Origin of the sequence: Mucilaginibacter celer (genome assembly GCF_003576455.2) — a bacterium.
GTDB classification, from domain to species: domain Bacteria; phylum Bacteroidota; class Bacteroidia; order Sphingobacteriales; family Sphingobacteriaceae; genus Mucilaginibacter; species Mucilaginibacter celer.
The window spans coordinates 43,494-58,716 of the sequence record NZ_CP032869.1 but is presented as its reverse complement, the minus strand read 5'-3'; the positions used below and the strand labels follow the sequence as shown (position 1 = coordinate 58,716).

Annotated in this window: 14 protein-coding genes and 1 tRNA gene; 4 read left to right on the top strand and 11 right to left on the bottom strand. The window is 41.5% G+C overall.

All coding sequences use genetic code 11. From position 1 onward, the window contains the following. Window positions 1–173 precede the first annotated feature (173 nt). The 4 genes from HYN43_RS00280 to HYN43_RS00260 all read right to left on the bottom strand — a co-directional run bounded on the left by HYN43_RS00280 (window position 174) and on the right by HYN43_RS00260 (window position 4,396). A complete protein-coding gene (locus tag HYN43_RS00280; RefSeq protein ID WP_119407546.1) occupies window positions 174–1,424 on the bottom strand; it encodes a TPR end-of-group domain-containing protein in 1,251 nt (416 codons plus the stop codon). 500 nt (window positions 1,425–1,924) lie between these two features. Then, on the bottom strand, window positions 1,925–2,770 hold the full coding sequence (locus HYN43_RS00270; RefSeq protein ID WP_119407544.1) for a hypothetical protein: 846 nt from the start codon (window positions 2,768–2,770) through the stop codon (window positions 1,925–1,927). A gap of 35 nt (window positions 2,771–2,805) precedes the next feature. Then, window positions 2,806–3,402 (bottom strand): hypothetical protein, encoded by a 597-nt coding sequence (locus HYN43_RS00265; protein ID WP_119407543.1) that lies wholly within the window; start codon window positions 3,400–3,402, stop codon window positions 2,806–2,808. 61 nt (window positions 3,403–3,463) lie between these two features. Beyond that, window positions 3,464–4,396: a hypothetical protein gene (locus HYN43_RS00260; RefSeq protein WP_162996234.1), complete on the bottom strand. Its 933-nt coding sequence runs from the start codon at window positions 4,394–4,396 to the stop codon at window positions 3,464–3,466. Between the two features lie 549 nt (window positions 4,397–4,945). Here HYN43_RS00260 and HYN43_RS00255 point away from each other — a divergent pair. Next, window positions 4,946–7,870 carry a sensor histidine kinase gene (locus HYN43_RS00255; protein WP_119407541.1) on the top strand — a complete coding sequence of 975 codons (2,925 nt, stop codon included), beginning with the start codon at window positions 4,946–4,948 and terminating at the stop codon, window positions 7,868–7,870. 56 nt (window positions 7,871–7,926) lie between these two features. Further along, window positions 7,927–8,562, top strand: coding sequence for a response regulator (locus HYN43_RS00250; RefSeq protein WP_119407540.1), 636 nt, complete (start codon window positions 7,927–7,929; stop codon window positions 8,560–8,562). A 108-nt stretch (window positions 8,563–8,670) separates the two neighbouring features. Here the strand turns inward: HYN43_RS00250 and HYN43_RS00245 are convergent, their stop codons facing one another. The 3 genes from HYN43_RS00245 to HYN43_RS00240 all read right to left on the bottom strand — a co-directional run bounded on the left by HYN43_RS00245 (window position 8,671) and on the right by HYN43_RS00240 (window position 10,019). Further along, window positions 8,671–9,255, bottom strand: a complete 585-nt coding sequence (locus HYN43_RS00245) for a CAP domain-containing protein (RefSeq protein WP_162996233.1) — start codon at window positions 9,253–9,255, stop codon at window positions 8,671–8,673. 254 nt (window positions 9,256–9,509) lie between these two features. Continuing rightward, entirely contained in the window at window positions 9,510–9,677 is a 168-nt protein-coding gene (locus HYN43_RS30075) for a hypothetical protein (protein ID WP_162996232.1), read from the bottom strand. A 268-nt stretch (window positions 9,678–9,945) separates the two neighbouring features. Further along, window positions 9,946–10,019: transfer RNA gene (locus HYN43_RS00240), tRNA-Asn, on the bottom strand. A gap of 316 nt (window positions 10,020–10,335) precedes the next feature. Here HYN43_RS00240 and HYN43_RS00235 point away from each other — a divergent pair. Further along, window positions 10,336–11,250 carry a PfkB family carbohydrate kinase gene (locus HYN43_RS00235; RefSeq protein ID WP_119407538.1) on the top strand — a complete coding sequence of 305 codons (915 nt, stop codon included), beginning with the start codon at window positions 10,336–10,338 and terminating at the stop codon, window positions 11,248–11,250. A 60-nt stretch (window positions 11,251–11,310) separates the two neighbouring features. Here the strand turns inward: HYN43_RS00235 and HYN43_RS00230 are convergent, their stop codons facing one another. From HYN43_RS00230 to HYN43_RS00215, 4 genes are read right to left on the bottom strand one after another with little or no spacing between them, the layout of a single operon-like run. Then, window positions 11,311–11,556 (bottom strand): cytochrome b5 domain-containing protein, encoded by a 246-nt coding sequence (locus tag HYN43_RS00230; protein WP_119407537.1) that lies wholly within the window; start codon window positions 11,554–11,556, stop codon window positions 11,311–11,313. Next, entirely contained in the window at window positions 11,553–12,233 is a 681-nt protein-coding gene (locus HYN43_RS00225; RefSeq protein ID WP_119407536.1) for a lycopene cyclase domain-containing protein, read from the bottom strand. The genes HYN43_RS00230 and HYN43_RS00225 overlap by 4 nt, the downstream gene beginning before the upstream one ends. After that, window positions 12,230–12,775, bottom strand: a complete 546-nt coding sequence (locus HYN43_RS00220) for a hypothetical protein (RefSeq protein ID WP_119407535.1) — start codon at window positions 12,773–12,775, stop codon at window positions 12,230–12,232. Before HYN43_RS00220 ends, HYN43_RS00225 begins: the two co-directional genes overlap by 4 nt. Further along, window positions 12,775–13,626, bottom strand: coding sequence for a phytoene/squalene synthase family protein (locus tag HYN43_RS00215; protein ID WP_245447097.1), 852 nt, complete (start codon window positions 13,624–13,626; stop codon window positions 12,775–12,777). Before HYN43_RS00215 ends, HYN43_RS00220 begins: the two co-directional genes overlap by 1 nt. 81 nt (window positions 13,627–13,707) lie before the next feature. Between HYN43_RS00215 and HYN43_RS00210 the strand changes: the two genes are divergently transcribed. Then, window positions 13,708–15,195, top strand: coding sequence for a phytoene desaturase family protein (locus HYN43_RS00210; protein ID WP_119407533.1), 1,488 nt, complete (start codon window positions 13,708–13,710; stop codon window positions 15,193–15,195). Window positions 15,196–15,223 lie beyond the last annotated feature (28 nt).

Genomic DNA, 15,223 nt, shown 5'->3' with positions numbered 1-15,223 from the left:
GGGCTACGTCCACCAAAAAATAACAGTTATTCCTGCATACCATTTATAACCACCATAGCGAGGAGATACCGGGTTTAAATAAAAAGATTGTCCCGAAAATGCAGAACAATCTTTTACGCCTTTACCGCAATAAAAACTACCGATTAATTATTGACAACAGCAATTACAACCGGTTAGTTAACAGCCACCGGCTTTTGCCAAAAAGTTTCGGGGTTATTGGTGGCATACTGAATGCTTGATCTTACCATCCGTTTGGGCGCTTTGATATTATTGTAACCCGTTGGGTATAAATTGATATATTCTGTAGCAGGTTTATCGGGTTTGTTTGTTTCAACATTCCACTCGCTTTTGGCCGAGCATTGCAACCAATACAGGTTTTTTGACATGTAATAGCCCAGGTAATATTCTCGGCTTTGCTTGTTTTGGTTGTTCCAGTTGGCGTCGTCGTTCAGCACCAGGTCGGTAAGCTGGTTGTTGTATAATTTATTGCGTACTTCTTCAATATTAAGCAGGTTGCCGCTTTTATCGGTAACATAGGCGTTAAAGGTAGGGTCCATCCACACCCATTTATTTAACGTGCCGGCCCAAACAACCGTTATTACGTGACAATCGTTATCCAATGTATCCTTGGGCATACAGGTAACCATGCGGGCTTTAAAGCCTTCGGCCTGGTAGGCATCTTTTAATATAGTGGCCATCATACGACAGTTGATGCCGCGGTTTTCTTTTTTGCAAACCTCAATCAGGTCGATACCATTTTTTAAAGCCGGATTGTTGGAATTGCCATCGTGCCTTACGGTATTGTGTACCCACAGCAGCAAATTTTTTATTTTGCTGATCTCATCTCTATTCCCGGCAACCGAATCGAGTTTAAATTTATTTTTAAAAGCTATCAAATCGGCATCGTTAGCTTCCTGGTAAGTAAATACCGGCAAATCTTTGTTAACGGTGTGATTGTAAGTTCCCGATTTACGCAGCACATAACCCATATCCCCGCGCTCGCGGATCAGCTCCAGCGCGGCCAGGTAGCGTTTTTCTTTATGCAGGCTTTCCAGGTCGGTATCGGCAATGGTATTGGTGTAATTATTATAACCCAATTTGGCACATTTTTCAAAAGCTGTAAGGGCATCCTTTTTATTGCCCAGCAATGCATCGTAACAGGCTATATTATAATACATGCCCGATTCCCATCCTCTGAAATCATTTTTAACACTATCGGGCAAGGCGTCATAGGTACGCGTCCATTGTTTTAGCAGGGTATCGGCGCGCAAATAATCTTTTTTATCAGATGCAGCCCGGCGGTTGTCTTCAAGCTTGATGCTATAATCTTTAAAAGCTTGTGATGGTACTGATAATTTTTTTGTTTGGGCAGATAAAAATATCGTCGGCAGGCATAAAAGCATAACAGATAAAAACTTTCTCATGATAGCGTGTTTAGATTATTCATTAAATAAGATGGTTAAAACACCAAAACGTTGCACCGCTGAAACGTTTTTTTAACGCTCACCGGATTTTAAAGGGTAAGAATTGCATCACACTATCCTTTGGCTTATCCAGCGAACGCAATTCTCCGTTATTTATCAATATCTTAGTACCAAAGCGAGCAGGTCTTTTATCGTTGTGATAGGTTAAAAAAAGCGTATCCTGCTTTTTTTCGTATTCACCAACAAACCATTCATTATACCCAAACACACCCGACCATTGAAGCTGAAACTTTTTATTTTCATGAAAGGTGAAGTCAGAGATCTGACCATTGCTTTAATCGTTGTTCAATGTGGTGGTGATCCGGGACTCTTTTTTAAAACATAAAAAATGGCCGGAATTTCTTCCGACCATTCGTGCCTTTTATTGAGGCTTTTGTTTTTAATTTTAACCAACCGTAGTTTTATTAAAATAGCCTTTGCTTAGCTAAAGCATTTTACTTTTATTCGGCAAGGCTACATGTTTCGGTAATTGTTGACCGCCGTGTTGAGATGTACGGTGTACCCTTAAATGATAAATACCCGGTAGTAATATTTTTTATTTCCCTGCCTACTATTACACCTGTAGCATTATCAATGGTATAGGTTCCGGTCGATTGTGTATTCAATCCCCCATCGTTAATTGTTTTGATAAAGGCCAGAACTGTTTGCGGGCCTTCATTTTTTTCGAGCCAGTATTCGCCTATTGCGCGCCCTTTTGCAGTAACAGTAGTATCGCCCCATCGTTTACCTGTCTCCAATGTTGTTAGCGTGGCAATATCGGCAACAAAAGGAAATGTTTTACCTACAAACAACTGTTCCTGTTCAAGGCCGGCAAAACTAAAAACAGAATCGGCCGGTGAAGGGGGATAGTTTTTTATCACCGAAGTTATGGCACCCTTTTTATCAACCGCATACGAGTATACTTTCCCAACCATAGATGCCAGTGCCTGCGATAATTTACTCTGGCTATTGGCAGTTCCGGCCGAGCTAAAATAAAACTTCTGATCGCCCGACGTAATTGAATCGGTTAACCGGGTAATAGTTAATGTGGCTGTAAATGCATTATCGGGCGCGTTGTCGAATTTGCAGGTTTTACTAATCGACGATACGGAATTGATGTTAAGTTTAGCCGCGCCATTTTGCAGCATACTTTCTGAACGCACAATGGTTTGCTTAAGATAGGTTTTACCACCAACCGAAATTGCCGGAGGCGCGGTGGTTTGCTGAGCAGATGCCCGTAAGCAAAAGACAAGCAATAAAGCCGCTGCACACAGGATACTTTTATTTGTAACAATTAGCTTGTTCATGTTATTAAAATTTGTCTGTAACTTGTAATAATGCATTACTTGTTGTTTTTTGTTGTATCGGCCATATCAGGTGTACAGTTACAGCGGTACGGCAGATACCTATACTTTACCACGTAACGTGTTTTTACTTTATGAGCAGCCGCTATTTTAGGTTTTACGGCAGATTTTTTTATCGGTCGTACCAACTTTTTACGATGTGTTAACGAGGCCGATTTTAGTGTCTTTTTTCTTTTTGGTGCCGGCTTATATACCGTAGGAGTACAACAACAGCAGCATGGAGCCATTTTTGCAAGTGCTTTTTTAACAAGATTTGCTACATAATCTTCGTCGGCGTTGCTTACCTGTTTAGTTTTAGGAATCTTTTTGAGCTGATCTGTAAGAGATGGTGAGGGGGCACCTGGCGGCCCACCGTCGGGTATTGATGGCAAGCTCTCCATCATTTCCGGCTGGGATATAGTTGATGAATATGTGCGCCGCAGGCCATAGTCTCCATGCGGCGGTGGCACCCGCCAGTCAGAAAGGCTGGAAGGGACAGGTACCCGCCAGTCGGATAGGCTTTTAACCTGCGAAAAAGCAGGCTTAATGCTGAGGGCGAAAAGTATGACAAGTAGTAGATAGTTAGTTTTTTTCATATTTGTGTGCATTTATTGATCATCAAAATAGGTTGTTCAGATACATGACGTTTAGGGTAGCTTATTTTAACAATAACCTGTTTAACGATAGCGGTAAGCCTACCATAAATACCATGCTTACCCTGTCTCCCGAATAAGAAGGAATTAGATTAGATGCACCAATGCTAAATGAAAGCGGGCTTTTAAACGGACGCACGCCAGCCGAAAGCCCGAGATTAACGCCATACCATTCGGCATTTATGTTAACTTTCTTAAACAGCTCATAAGAAAGGCTGCCAAATACAGATGTACCATAACGACCTTTACCGTTTTGGACATCTGCCCGGCTCTTATCTCTAAAGCGTCCGGTACCAATGCCAATGGTATAAACCAATGCCGAGGCTCCGCCACTTTTTGAGGGTAAACTTTGCACCGCATGGCTAAATGCTGTGTAAAAAGTTGAATGCGGTGAGTCAGACAATTTTTTGTCGGCAAATAACTGTAGCCCTCCAACAGAAACGCTGCTACCGCCGGGTAAAATACGGCTAACGCCGAAGTTTCCTGAATAATTCTGGAACCGATGCACATCGGTCATGTTTAAGCTAAGTGAAATATTTACAAATTTAATGGGATTACCAAAGCTAAGCCCGCCAAAAGCTATCAGGTCAGCCTTGTTATGTCGATATAATTCTGGATAAACGCCGCCCACACCGCCATATAAATAAGTGCCACTGCCTCCAAACCCGGTAGGAATCATTAAACTGCCAGGTGCAGAGTTGTAATATAGTACACCTTTGCTTGCAGATAGTTTTTGGGTGCTAAAAAGGGAATCGAACTTTAGCGCAACCGAGCCTTCAAAATCTGTTTGGGCGTTTGCCTTAGTTACACAAAAGCACATTGTTAAAACTAATGCGGCAATCTTCGCCGTTAGTTTAAGCCGTTGTACTACCAGATGCCGTTGCTTGTTTTGCAAATGAGGGAGGTAATTGCTTTGCCTGCAGTTATTGGAGTGCATATTTATTTGTTTTTGAGTGTGATTGTTGGTTTAGATGCTTCAATAATTCATTTCATGTTTCATGAAGTTATTATTGAATTGTCCGCTCTGCTCTGGCCGGTAACAACCCGCCTCAGGGCGTGTTATCACTTTTAAGCCACCTCTCCAAATGCATCCGGATTACACAAACCGTATCATACGGTATGTTAATCAAAAGTAGTAGTATGTACCCCGGCATGATATAGCATGTTTGGGGTATTTTAGGCGGCTTTTTTTACTGCTCAAACCCTTTATCGGCGGGTACGGTGGCCCAAACCGATTATTAGTATTGCACACCGATGCAATTTTGCGGTGGGATGTTATTTAAGTAAATAAGAGGGCTAAAAACCTCGTAAAAAAGCCAGGAACTCCTTGTTTATTCCTTACAGGAATATTAGATTTGAGGATAGTGTGGTTGATACACACTTTTAAGGCTGAAAATATCTAAACATCACAACAAAAATTACCAGGGCTTGCACTACAAGTAGTGCAATTCAAACCACGCAGCATCAATATTTAAAAATCAGCTTAATGAAAAAACACTTACATAAATTTATTTGCCTGCTGTTTGTGGTATTTTTGAAACAAGTTGCTTACGCACAATTGAACTTCGGCATTCAAAAAATTGATATGCCTAAACCATTTACCAATGCATTCATTCGGAATGTATCGAGAGATAGGTTCGGGTTTATATATTTTACCACTAACCAGGGGATTTGGCGATACGACGGAACCGACGTACAGCCATTCAATATTCCGGGAATAATCTTGCCGTCATCTCCGTTAGTATCTCGTTTGTTTTGTTATGAGCAGTTCATTTTTTTAGGATTTAAAAACGACCCCGACCTTTTGTACTGCTATGATAGCGAGATACATAAGCTGTATAAATACCGAGTTACGGGGGTGTCGAAATTCGCGGTAAACCCGAAATTGCATCGGTTAATGTTGTTTACAAAAGATGGACAGGCATTTAGTTTCGACAAGGAAAACGGATTAGCAAAAAGCTTTAAGCTGGATATCACAAAAGCGCCGCCCACTTATCCCGAACCGGATGAATATTTTTTTGATCCCGACGGTAAATTATTCCTTTTGTTTAGAACAAATATTGCAACTGCAGCAAACGGCGTTACAAAATTTGGAAAAGAAACAAACAACCGGCCCGGCGCACAGCAAAATAGTGGCTTGCATTATGATTTAAATACCACATTTATTACTGATGCCTTCTCTACAAGCAAATATGTAGTGGTACGCTACGCCCGTGGCTTTGCCGTTTATGACAAAAACACCCTTGAAAAGAAAGTTGAGTATTATAACGACGATGAATTTTCTTACACCTTTCCGGTTAAAGATACTATAGTGGCTGTTTTCAGGGGGCATACCAAAGGTTTTAAACTCCCACAGTCTCCATATTTTAAATCCTGCCAAAATATCGAACCTTTTTCAGACATTAAAAGGATATGGCCCTTCAACTCAATGGCCGGGGGGTATATAGCCACAACCAATGATCATCTGTTCCTTATTTCGGGGGCCAATAATACAGTTAAAGACACGAGTTTCCGTAACAAGGCGATGCGTTTCTTTCATAATAAAAGCATCCGCGGTATATATAAAGATACTAACCGGTACTATATAGGCACTTATAGCGGCTTTTATATTTTTGATGATCATGGCCCAACGGTGTTCCCGATAATCAGTTACACAATGGAGCGCTCGGGCAATAACCAATTGCTCATCGGTGTTGAGGGCGGCGATGGATTTGCCACCTTCGATATCAATAAACAGCTTGTTAGTTTTTTGCCTAATCCGGGGCATGGTAATCTTGGAGTAACCAAATTATTGAAATACAAAACCGGTTTTATTGCCGGTATGCGCAGTTCGTTATACATTGTGAGTAAAGATGCCCGTGGGCAATGGCTGCACCACCTGTTGCTAACCGATGAGCGCATCGGTATTATAAAAGATATTGCTTACATAAACAATCATTTTTGGGTGGCTGGCGAGGGAGGCCTGTTTAGGTTAGATGGTAATAAATTTGCTAAAGTGGAGATAGCAGGCTTAACCGAAATTCCGGTATATGCACTTTTAAAGGTAGATGGTGGCGTGTTACTGGCCACATTGGGCCAGGGTGTTGTTAAAATAGATTACACCGGTAAATTTTTATGGAAAACCACCTTTACCGATGGCCTGGCAGGAGATTTTGCTTACTCTCTGCTGGAGGTTGACGGACTGCTTTTTGCCGGAACAAATGGCGGGCTTAGCGTATTGGATTTGAAATCGATGCAGTTTTTGCCCAACCCGGATGATAGTCGTTACGAGGACCTGTATACGCAGGAATTTAACCACTCGGCCATGTACTACGACAATCAAAACCGGAGGGTAATAATGGGAGGGTTACAGGGGCTTGTTTTTCTGGATGTAGATTATTACAGGTCATTACGCGGCAATTCGGCCGAGAAATTAACTTTATCCTATGTAAAAAAAAGCTCAAACATCACATCTGACCCACAAATTGATCTGTTTGCCAACTCAGAACAAATCATAACGCTTCAACCCGAAGAAAACCTGGTGGCGCTTAAATTTGCAGGTTCGTTTAAACAAAAAGATATACTGTTTAGGATAAAAGAGATGTCGGCAACATGGCGAAAGAGCAAATTGTTTAACGAAATAAGTTTTTATGCCCTATCGCCGGGTGTTTATACTTTACAGGCCCGTTTTCCTGCAAATACTGACCCCAAATACTGGCTGGTTAAAACCCTGGTTGTAGAACCGTCTTTTTATGAAACATGGCTGTTTAAAATCATCGTCTCAATAGCTATCGTACTAATTATTTGCCAGTTGTGGTTATCCCGTGTACAAAAACTGAAACGCGAAATGGAATTACGAACCAATATCGCCAGCGATTTACACGACGAAATAGGCAGCACGCTTACCAGAATATCGCTAAGCAGCGAACTTATGTATACCCGACAAACACCGGATCAGGAAATTATTCAAAAAATATCAACAGAAAGTAAAAATGCCATCGCTTCTATATCTGACATCATATGGTCTGTAGATGCACGTAACGATAACAGAGAAGACCTGATTTTCAGAATGCAGGAGCACGTACATTTTATGCTGTCTGACACCGCCGATTTTACATTCGAAACCGTAGGATTGGAAAGAGTAGGCACGCTACCTCAGCTGCTAAGACAAAACATCTACCTTATTTTTAAGGAAGCTGTTAACAACATTGTACGGCATAACCGCCATCCCCGTGTTTGGATATTGCTGAATAACGGGCCTCACGGAATGAAGATCATCATAAAAAATACGCTTGACCAAAAACCTACCGGCGCGTATTCCGGCCAGGGCTTAAAAAACATGAAAATGCGTTCCGAAAGGATAAGAGCGGTCCTTAGCATCGCTAACACCGACGAGTATTTTACAGTTACGATAAAAACACGGCGGTGGTAAATAAATACCCCAAATATGCTATACACACTGTTTTTATTTTTAACAACCTTTGATTGATGATTCGTGTTTCAATAATTGAAGATGATACCTTTATTTTGAAAAGCATTGTAAATTATTTACAAATGCAACCCGAATTGCATGTTGAAAGCGGCTTTAGCACGGTAAATGATTTTTTAAAAAATACAACCAGCCAACCCCACGTTTTACTGCTTGATATTGAATTACCCGCCATGTGTGGCTTAGAAGGAGCATTTTTAATTAAACAAAAATTTCCTGACATAAATATCTTAATGCTTACAGTTTATGAAGATAAAGAGCGGGTGTTTAAAGCTTTGCAAGCCGGAGCAACCGGATATTTATTAAAAAGCACCCCGTTAAATAAAATAAAAGCATCAATTATAGAGGCGGCCCAGGGCGGTGTGCCAATGAGTGCATCGGTAGCAAAAAAGGTTTTGTCTTTTTTCTCGGCCAACCGTTCTACAGTTTATGCAGAAACACACGAAAGTTTAACTAATCGTGAAATTCAGATATCCAACCTTCTGATAAAAGGCGACACCTATAAACAAATAGCACACGGGTTATTTATTTCGCCCGACACTGTGAGACAGCATATTAAAAACATCTATCGAAAACTGCAAATCAATAGCCGTGTACAGTTGATTAATGAATTTAATAAGAGGAAAAGGGCGTAATAAAGGATGCCGTCATCCTTTGTATTTTTAAACAACTGGTATCCTGATTTTAATTGTGATAAGGCTGCCCCTAACGGGGCAGCTTTTTAACTGGCAAATAACCAACGGCTACTTTTCCTCAATCTTAAGCTCGCCATTTTTTATCTGCTCCTGTTCGGTCCTCGAGAAGATTGTTCGGCCGCCAAATTCCATTACCCAATATCCGCCTGCCTGCGCCAACCCCAATTCCAGAAATTTGGGATTCATCAGGTTTTTACAATGTCCTTCGCTTTTAAACCAGTCGGCAATTACCTCCTTCAAACCATCCTGGCCTTCGGCAATGTTCTCTCCCACCGTAAACGTTTTAAAACCTACCTGGGTATAACCGGCCTGCCTTATACGGTCGGCTGCTTTGCGGCCATCCTTACTCGTATGGCTAAAATACCCTTGCTTTAACATATCATTTGCATGAGCAAGGGCTGCATTATATAAAGTATCATTCCATGTGAAAGGGCTTGCAGGCGGCAATTCGAAAACCCCGCAGGAACAGCCATTAGCCCTGACCTTATTTACCAGTTTTAATGTCGACTCGATAAAAGCAGCCTGATCTGTTTGCTTTAAGTGCCGGACGTTATTAACGCCAATTACCAAAACGTGAGGTGTATCGCCTTTTTTTGGTAGGAATGGCCGGTACATATCAGCTGATAAAAGCACTGATAATACAGTTATAATTGACAAAATTCTCACCGTTTGCACAATGTTATTACTATTTTATTTTTAGATGGCTTTACTTCGTGATTCCCTAACCTCGAACCAGTTATAACGCAGATACTACTTTTCAACCACCTCGCTTATTTAAATAGCCAACTGAATATTAGCATATTTTGAATCATCCGCCCCAATTTTCATTCCATTATTTTCCACTGCATTTTGGTATGCCGCTACCCAATCAAAATATAAGTAGCAGATTAATACAAACGGGCCGGAGCACCGGGCGCGCCGCCTGCTATCCCTTTATCAATTGCTGTGAGATTTAAATCGGCGGCCAATAACTCCTTAACCATGGGGATATGCTTATTGATGTAGTAATCCATATCAAAAGTTTTACCCTCTGCGGCCGGGTATAATACCGGCATCTTGATCACGCCCTTTTTTTGCTACATTATCTTGCTGAGCTATAACTTTAGTCGTCTAAAGTACCATCATCACACAGGCAAACATTAAAATCAGATTTTTCTGCATGTGATTTCTTTTAGATAATAATAGTGATAAATATCGAGGTTAAAAAATATTTATTTACCTGAAGATCAAGAAAAAAGGATAATTTAAAGGAGACGAAATTGAGCACATCATACATAATAAAAAAGCCCAACTCGGGGAAGTGGGCTTTTTCATTATTTTTTGCTCCTGAGGCTGGGCTCGAACCAGCGACCCTCTGATTAACAGTCAGATGCTCTAACCGGCTGAGCTACTCAGGAGTGTTATCCGGTTTGGAGTGTGCAAAAGTATAACTTCCACCGATATTTCACAATTTTTATTCAAAAAAAATTCAAATATTTTTAAAGCTCAATTTTACCTGCTGATTATGTGCTATTTGCGTTTTAAAGCCTATCGATATTTCATTTAATACCGATATAAGTGGCTATAATTTGTAGATGATACTTAGTGCCTGGTAAAAATCTGCCCAAAATAAGCTTTGGTAAGGTAAAAATTGGCGGTACAATTGAATAGCGATACCTATTTATCCCTTAATTTTCGCAATATTTGCGCCGGAAAAAATATAAATATCTTTACATGAGTTTGTTAGTTATTGGCACCGTGGCCTTTGATGCCATTGAAACCCCTTTTGGTAAAACCGATAAAATAGTAGGCGGCTCGGCGACTTTTGCAAGTTTGGGCGCTTCTTATTTTTACGATAAAATAAAAATTGTTGCCGTTGTTGGCGACGATTTCCCGCAGCACGAAATTGAAGATCTGCAAAAGCACAACGTTAATACCGAAGGCCTGCAAATAAAACAGGGCGAAAAATCATTTTTCTGGAGCGGTCGTTACCATAACGACATGAACAGCCGCGATACCCTTGTAACCGAGCTAAATGTACTGGAAGCATTTGACCCCATCATTCCTGACAGCTACCAGGATTGCGAATACCTGATGTTGGGCAACCTGTCGCCGCAGGTACAGCAAACCGTTATTGCCAGGCTTAAAAACCGCCCGAAACTTATTGTAATGGATACCATGAACTTTTGGATGGATATAGCTCTTGACGAGTTATTGAAAACCATTCAACTGGTAGATGTTTTGACTATTAACGATGCCGAGGCCCGCCAGTTATCAGGCGAATTTTCGCTGGTTAAAGCGGCCCGCAAGATCTTAACCATGGGCCCTAAATATCTCATCATTAAAAAGGGCGAACACGGCGCTTTATTATTCCACGAAGATAAAATTTTCAGTGCCCCTGCCCTGCCCCTTGCCGAGGTGTTTGACCCAACCGGCGCCGGCGATACTTTTGCAGGCGGCTTTATTGGTTATATGGCTAAAGTTGGCACCGTTAACTTTAACAATATGAAAAATGCTATCATTTTCGGTTCGGCGTTGGCTTCATTCTGTGTGGAGAAATTTGGTTCGGAAAGGTTGAGAAACCTAAGCGAAGAAGAAATTGCAAACCGCATCCAGGAGTTTGTAGGCCTGGCTAAGTTTGAGTTATAGGCCTCACCTAAATCCTCTCTGGAGGAGAGGACTTTAAAAGACAAGCCCCTCGTAATTTATTTACGCGGGGCTTATTAGTTTTCCTACCTTTTCAAATCGTTCAAATACGGTTTCGGTATGCGGGGCATCGGCCAGTTCGGCTGTTAAGTCCTGCCCGGCCCAGTGTTCGTAGTGTTTACCGTTGCGCCACAGGCGGCTTTCGGTAACATCATAAATATCACCTTTGTAAGCCACCCAAATTTGGGGTTTATCCTGCCCATTGCGCAGGGCCAGTTGTGATTTGGTATAAACCGGCAATTCGCTCATTTGGCTATCTCCTTCCGCCTAAAATATTCAAAAAAACCAATATTCATGAGCAATAAAGTCATCAGGTAAAAATGATCCTCGAAAGGGATGGTGCCAACCCTGTGCCCGATATTTTCGGCGTTATTGTATAATACTATAGGTATTGAAGTGAGCATACCATTTACCAAATAAAACGGGACCAGCGCTACAGCGTAAGCTATATAAAACCGGTTCAGCCATTCGGCTTTAAACAAATATTGCAGCAGCAAAACCAGTAATAGCAACAAGCCAAACGTAACGGCAGTATACAACCTGCTGTAAAAAAATATCAGCATCAACAAGCTCAGCAACACCATCATACTGCTAATGATGCCAGTAAGCCTATGAGGCATCAACCACTTTACATAGTAGTTTAAACAGGCATAAATAAAAATACAGGCAAAGGGGACAGTTAAAAAAAACAGGATCTCCTCGAGCGGAAGACCGAAAAAATTAATCCCGATAATATAAGCCGGGTTGAACGACCATACACCTTTCAGCGTAAAAAGCACATCCCAAAACAAAAAGAAAAATCCCGTAATGGCCATGCCTGGCCAGATAAATTTCCAGCTTTTATAAAACTGCACCCGCTTATCAAACGAGAGTACTACCGGGAAAAACACGGTACACAGGTTGATAAGCAGGTAACTGTACTTCACGAAAGTTCGGATAATTGTTTGTTTAAAACATCATTTTGAGCAGAGGTACAGCGTTTGGAATGGATGAGGTATTTGATAATTGCTATGGTCATATCCTTATCGGCGGTACCAAAATTCCTTTTTTCCAACTGCGCTATAATATCTTCACTATCGGCAGTAAGTTCTTTATTGAAACCCAGAAAAGAGGGTGCACTATGTTCGATAGAAAAGCGCATAAATCTAAGCTCGATATTGTGCGGGTCGGCCGCTACGGCCTGCCTGAACAATTTTTCAGAATTTTTGATATACTTTATTTTCGAGTATGGATTCCAGGCATGTTTAGCCTTAAGGGCCAGCAAAGCAGCTATGAAACCATTGGTAATTCCGTTTTTTTCTTTAAGGCTGTTAAGGCTTTTATACAATGAGTCGGTGGTTTTACTTTTCTCAACCGCAATAACCATTTGCTTGCGCAATATTTTTAAATCGGGCTGTTGGGCTTTTGCCTGCGTATAACATAGGGTTAGCGTTGTCAGGCCAACCATGAACAGTAATTTTTTGAACATTAAATAACATTTAATTTTTGCTGCAATACAGCCTTAACATACAAACTCATTTTGCGCGCATCTGATACACGGATGCGTTTTTGCAAGATAACGTTAGCCGGGGTATATCTAATTTTTTTAAACAACTGCAGGTAGTATATATAAGCAATATAAACACCAAGGCGCGTACCTTTAGGCAGGCGTTTTATGCCTTCAAAAGCATCATCAAAATCGGCCTTTATTTCTGCTTCTATGGCCTTTTTATCCTGCTCGGTAAAGTTAACAAAGTTTACTCCCGGAAAATAGGTGCGACCGCGTTCCAGGTAATCGGCTTTGATATCTCTTAAGAAGTTAATTTTTTGAAAAGCCGCCCCCAAACTTCGCGCCTGCGGAAGCAGCGACTGATATAGGGCATCATCGCATGTAAAAACCCTCAGGCACATTAAACCAATCACCTCTGCCGAGCCATAAATATAGGTTTTATATCCCTCATTATCATAGGCCCTGGTATCCAGATCCATCTCCATCGATACTAAAAAGGCACGAATCAGGTCGGGATCTATCTTATACTGGTTAACCACCTGCTGAAAGGAATGAATAACCGGGTTGGTGCTGATCCCTTCATTAATTGCGCGGAAGGTTTCCCGGCCAAAATCGGTAATCAGTTGCTGTTGATTGTAGTTGTGAAAAGTATCTACAATTTCATCGGCATAACGAACAAAACCATAAATGGCGTAAATGGGGTAACGAAAACTTTTATCGAAGGTTTTAATACCGAGGCTGAATGAGGTGCTGTATTTTTGGGTTATCAGTTTACTGCATTCAAAACAGGCTTCATCGTACAGGTTAGTCATTGGCACTGGCGTGGTCATTTCTCAAAAGTACAAATTCAAAGCCAGATTGTTTTTCAATGCGACTAAAACAATTTGCTTACATTGGGCTTCACTTTTATCATGAGTAAAAACAAACAGATCATTATTATCGGTTCGGGCTTCGCGGGGTTATCAGCAGCCTGTGTTTTGGCTAAAGAAGGATACCCTGTTACCATCCTCGAAAAAAACGATCAGCCCGGCGGCCGGGCCAGGGTTTGGGAGCAGGGCGGCTTTAGGTTTGACATGGGACCAAGCTGGTATTGGATGCCCGATGTTTTTGAAAACTTCTTTGCCCTGTTTGGCAAAAAGCCTTCTGATTATTATCAGCTGAAAAGGCTCGATCCGGGCTATCGTATTTATTACGGTAAAGATGAGGTACTTGATGTGCCCGCGGATATGACGGATTTGGAAAACCTGTTTGAGCAGATAGAACCGGGAAGCAGCAAAGCATTAAAAGAGTTTTTAAGCCAGGCCGGATATAAATACAAGGTTGGCATGGGCGAATACGTGTTCCGCCCATCCCACTCCATTACCGAATTTATTGATCTTAACCTCATTAAAAAAAGTTTCAGCATCCAGTTGCTTACCGATATGCGCAAGCATGTAGGTAAGTATTTTAAAAATCCTAAGCTGATTAAACTCCTGGAATTTCCGGTTTTGTTTTTAGGCGCTACCTCACAAAACACGCCGGCCATGTACAGCATGATGAACTATGCCGACCTGGCCCTCGGTACCTGGTACCCCATGGGCGGCATGAACGAAATTGTAAAAGCCATGGTAAACCTTGCTACCGAATTGGGCGTAGAGATTAAATTGGATACCGAAGTAACCAAAATTAAAGTTAATAATGAGCAGGTAAGCAGCATCCAAACCAATAATGGTGTGTTTACCGCCGATGTAGTGATTGCCGGTGCCGATTATGAGCATGTTGACCAGCATCTGCTTGATGAACCACACCGAAACTATACCGCCAAATACTGGGACAGCCGCACTATGTCGCCCTCCAGCCTGTTGTTCTATATCGGCACCAATAGAAAGATTGATGGTATACAACACCATAATTTATTTTTTGATGAAGATTTTGAGCAACATGCCAAAGAGATTTATACCTCGCCGCAATGGCCAAGCAATCCACTGTTTTATGTATGCTGCAGTTCAAAAACAGATACTACGATAGCGCCCGAAGGCGGTGAAAACCTGTTTTTTCTGATGCCGGTAGCGCCTGGATTGAATGATGATAAAAGCATCCGCGAAAAATATTTTGATTTGATGATGAACAGGTTTGCCAAAATAACCGGGCAGGATATCCGTGATGCGATAGTGGTAAAACGAAGTTATGCGCTTAATGATTTTAAGGCCGATTATCACTCGTTTAAAGGAAATGCCTACGGGTTGGCTAACACACTTGCGCAAACCGCCTTTTTTAAACCTGCCATGCGGGCTAAACATGTACGTAATCTGCTTTATACAGGTCAGCTCACTGTACCGGGGCCGGGTGTGCCTCCGGCTATTATTTCGGGGCAGGTGGTGGCCGGGGAGGCTATAAAGTTGCTAAACAATCTGTCGTAGCCATCAAAAGCAGCCAATGTCATAAACA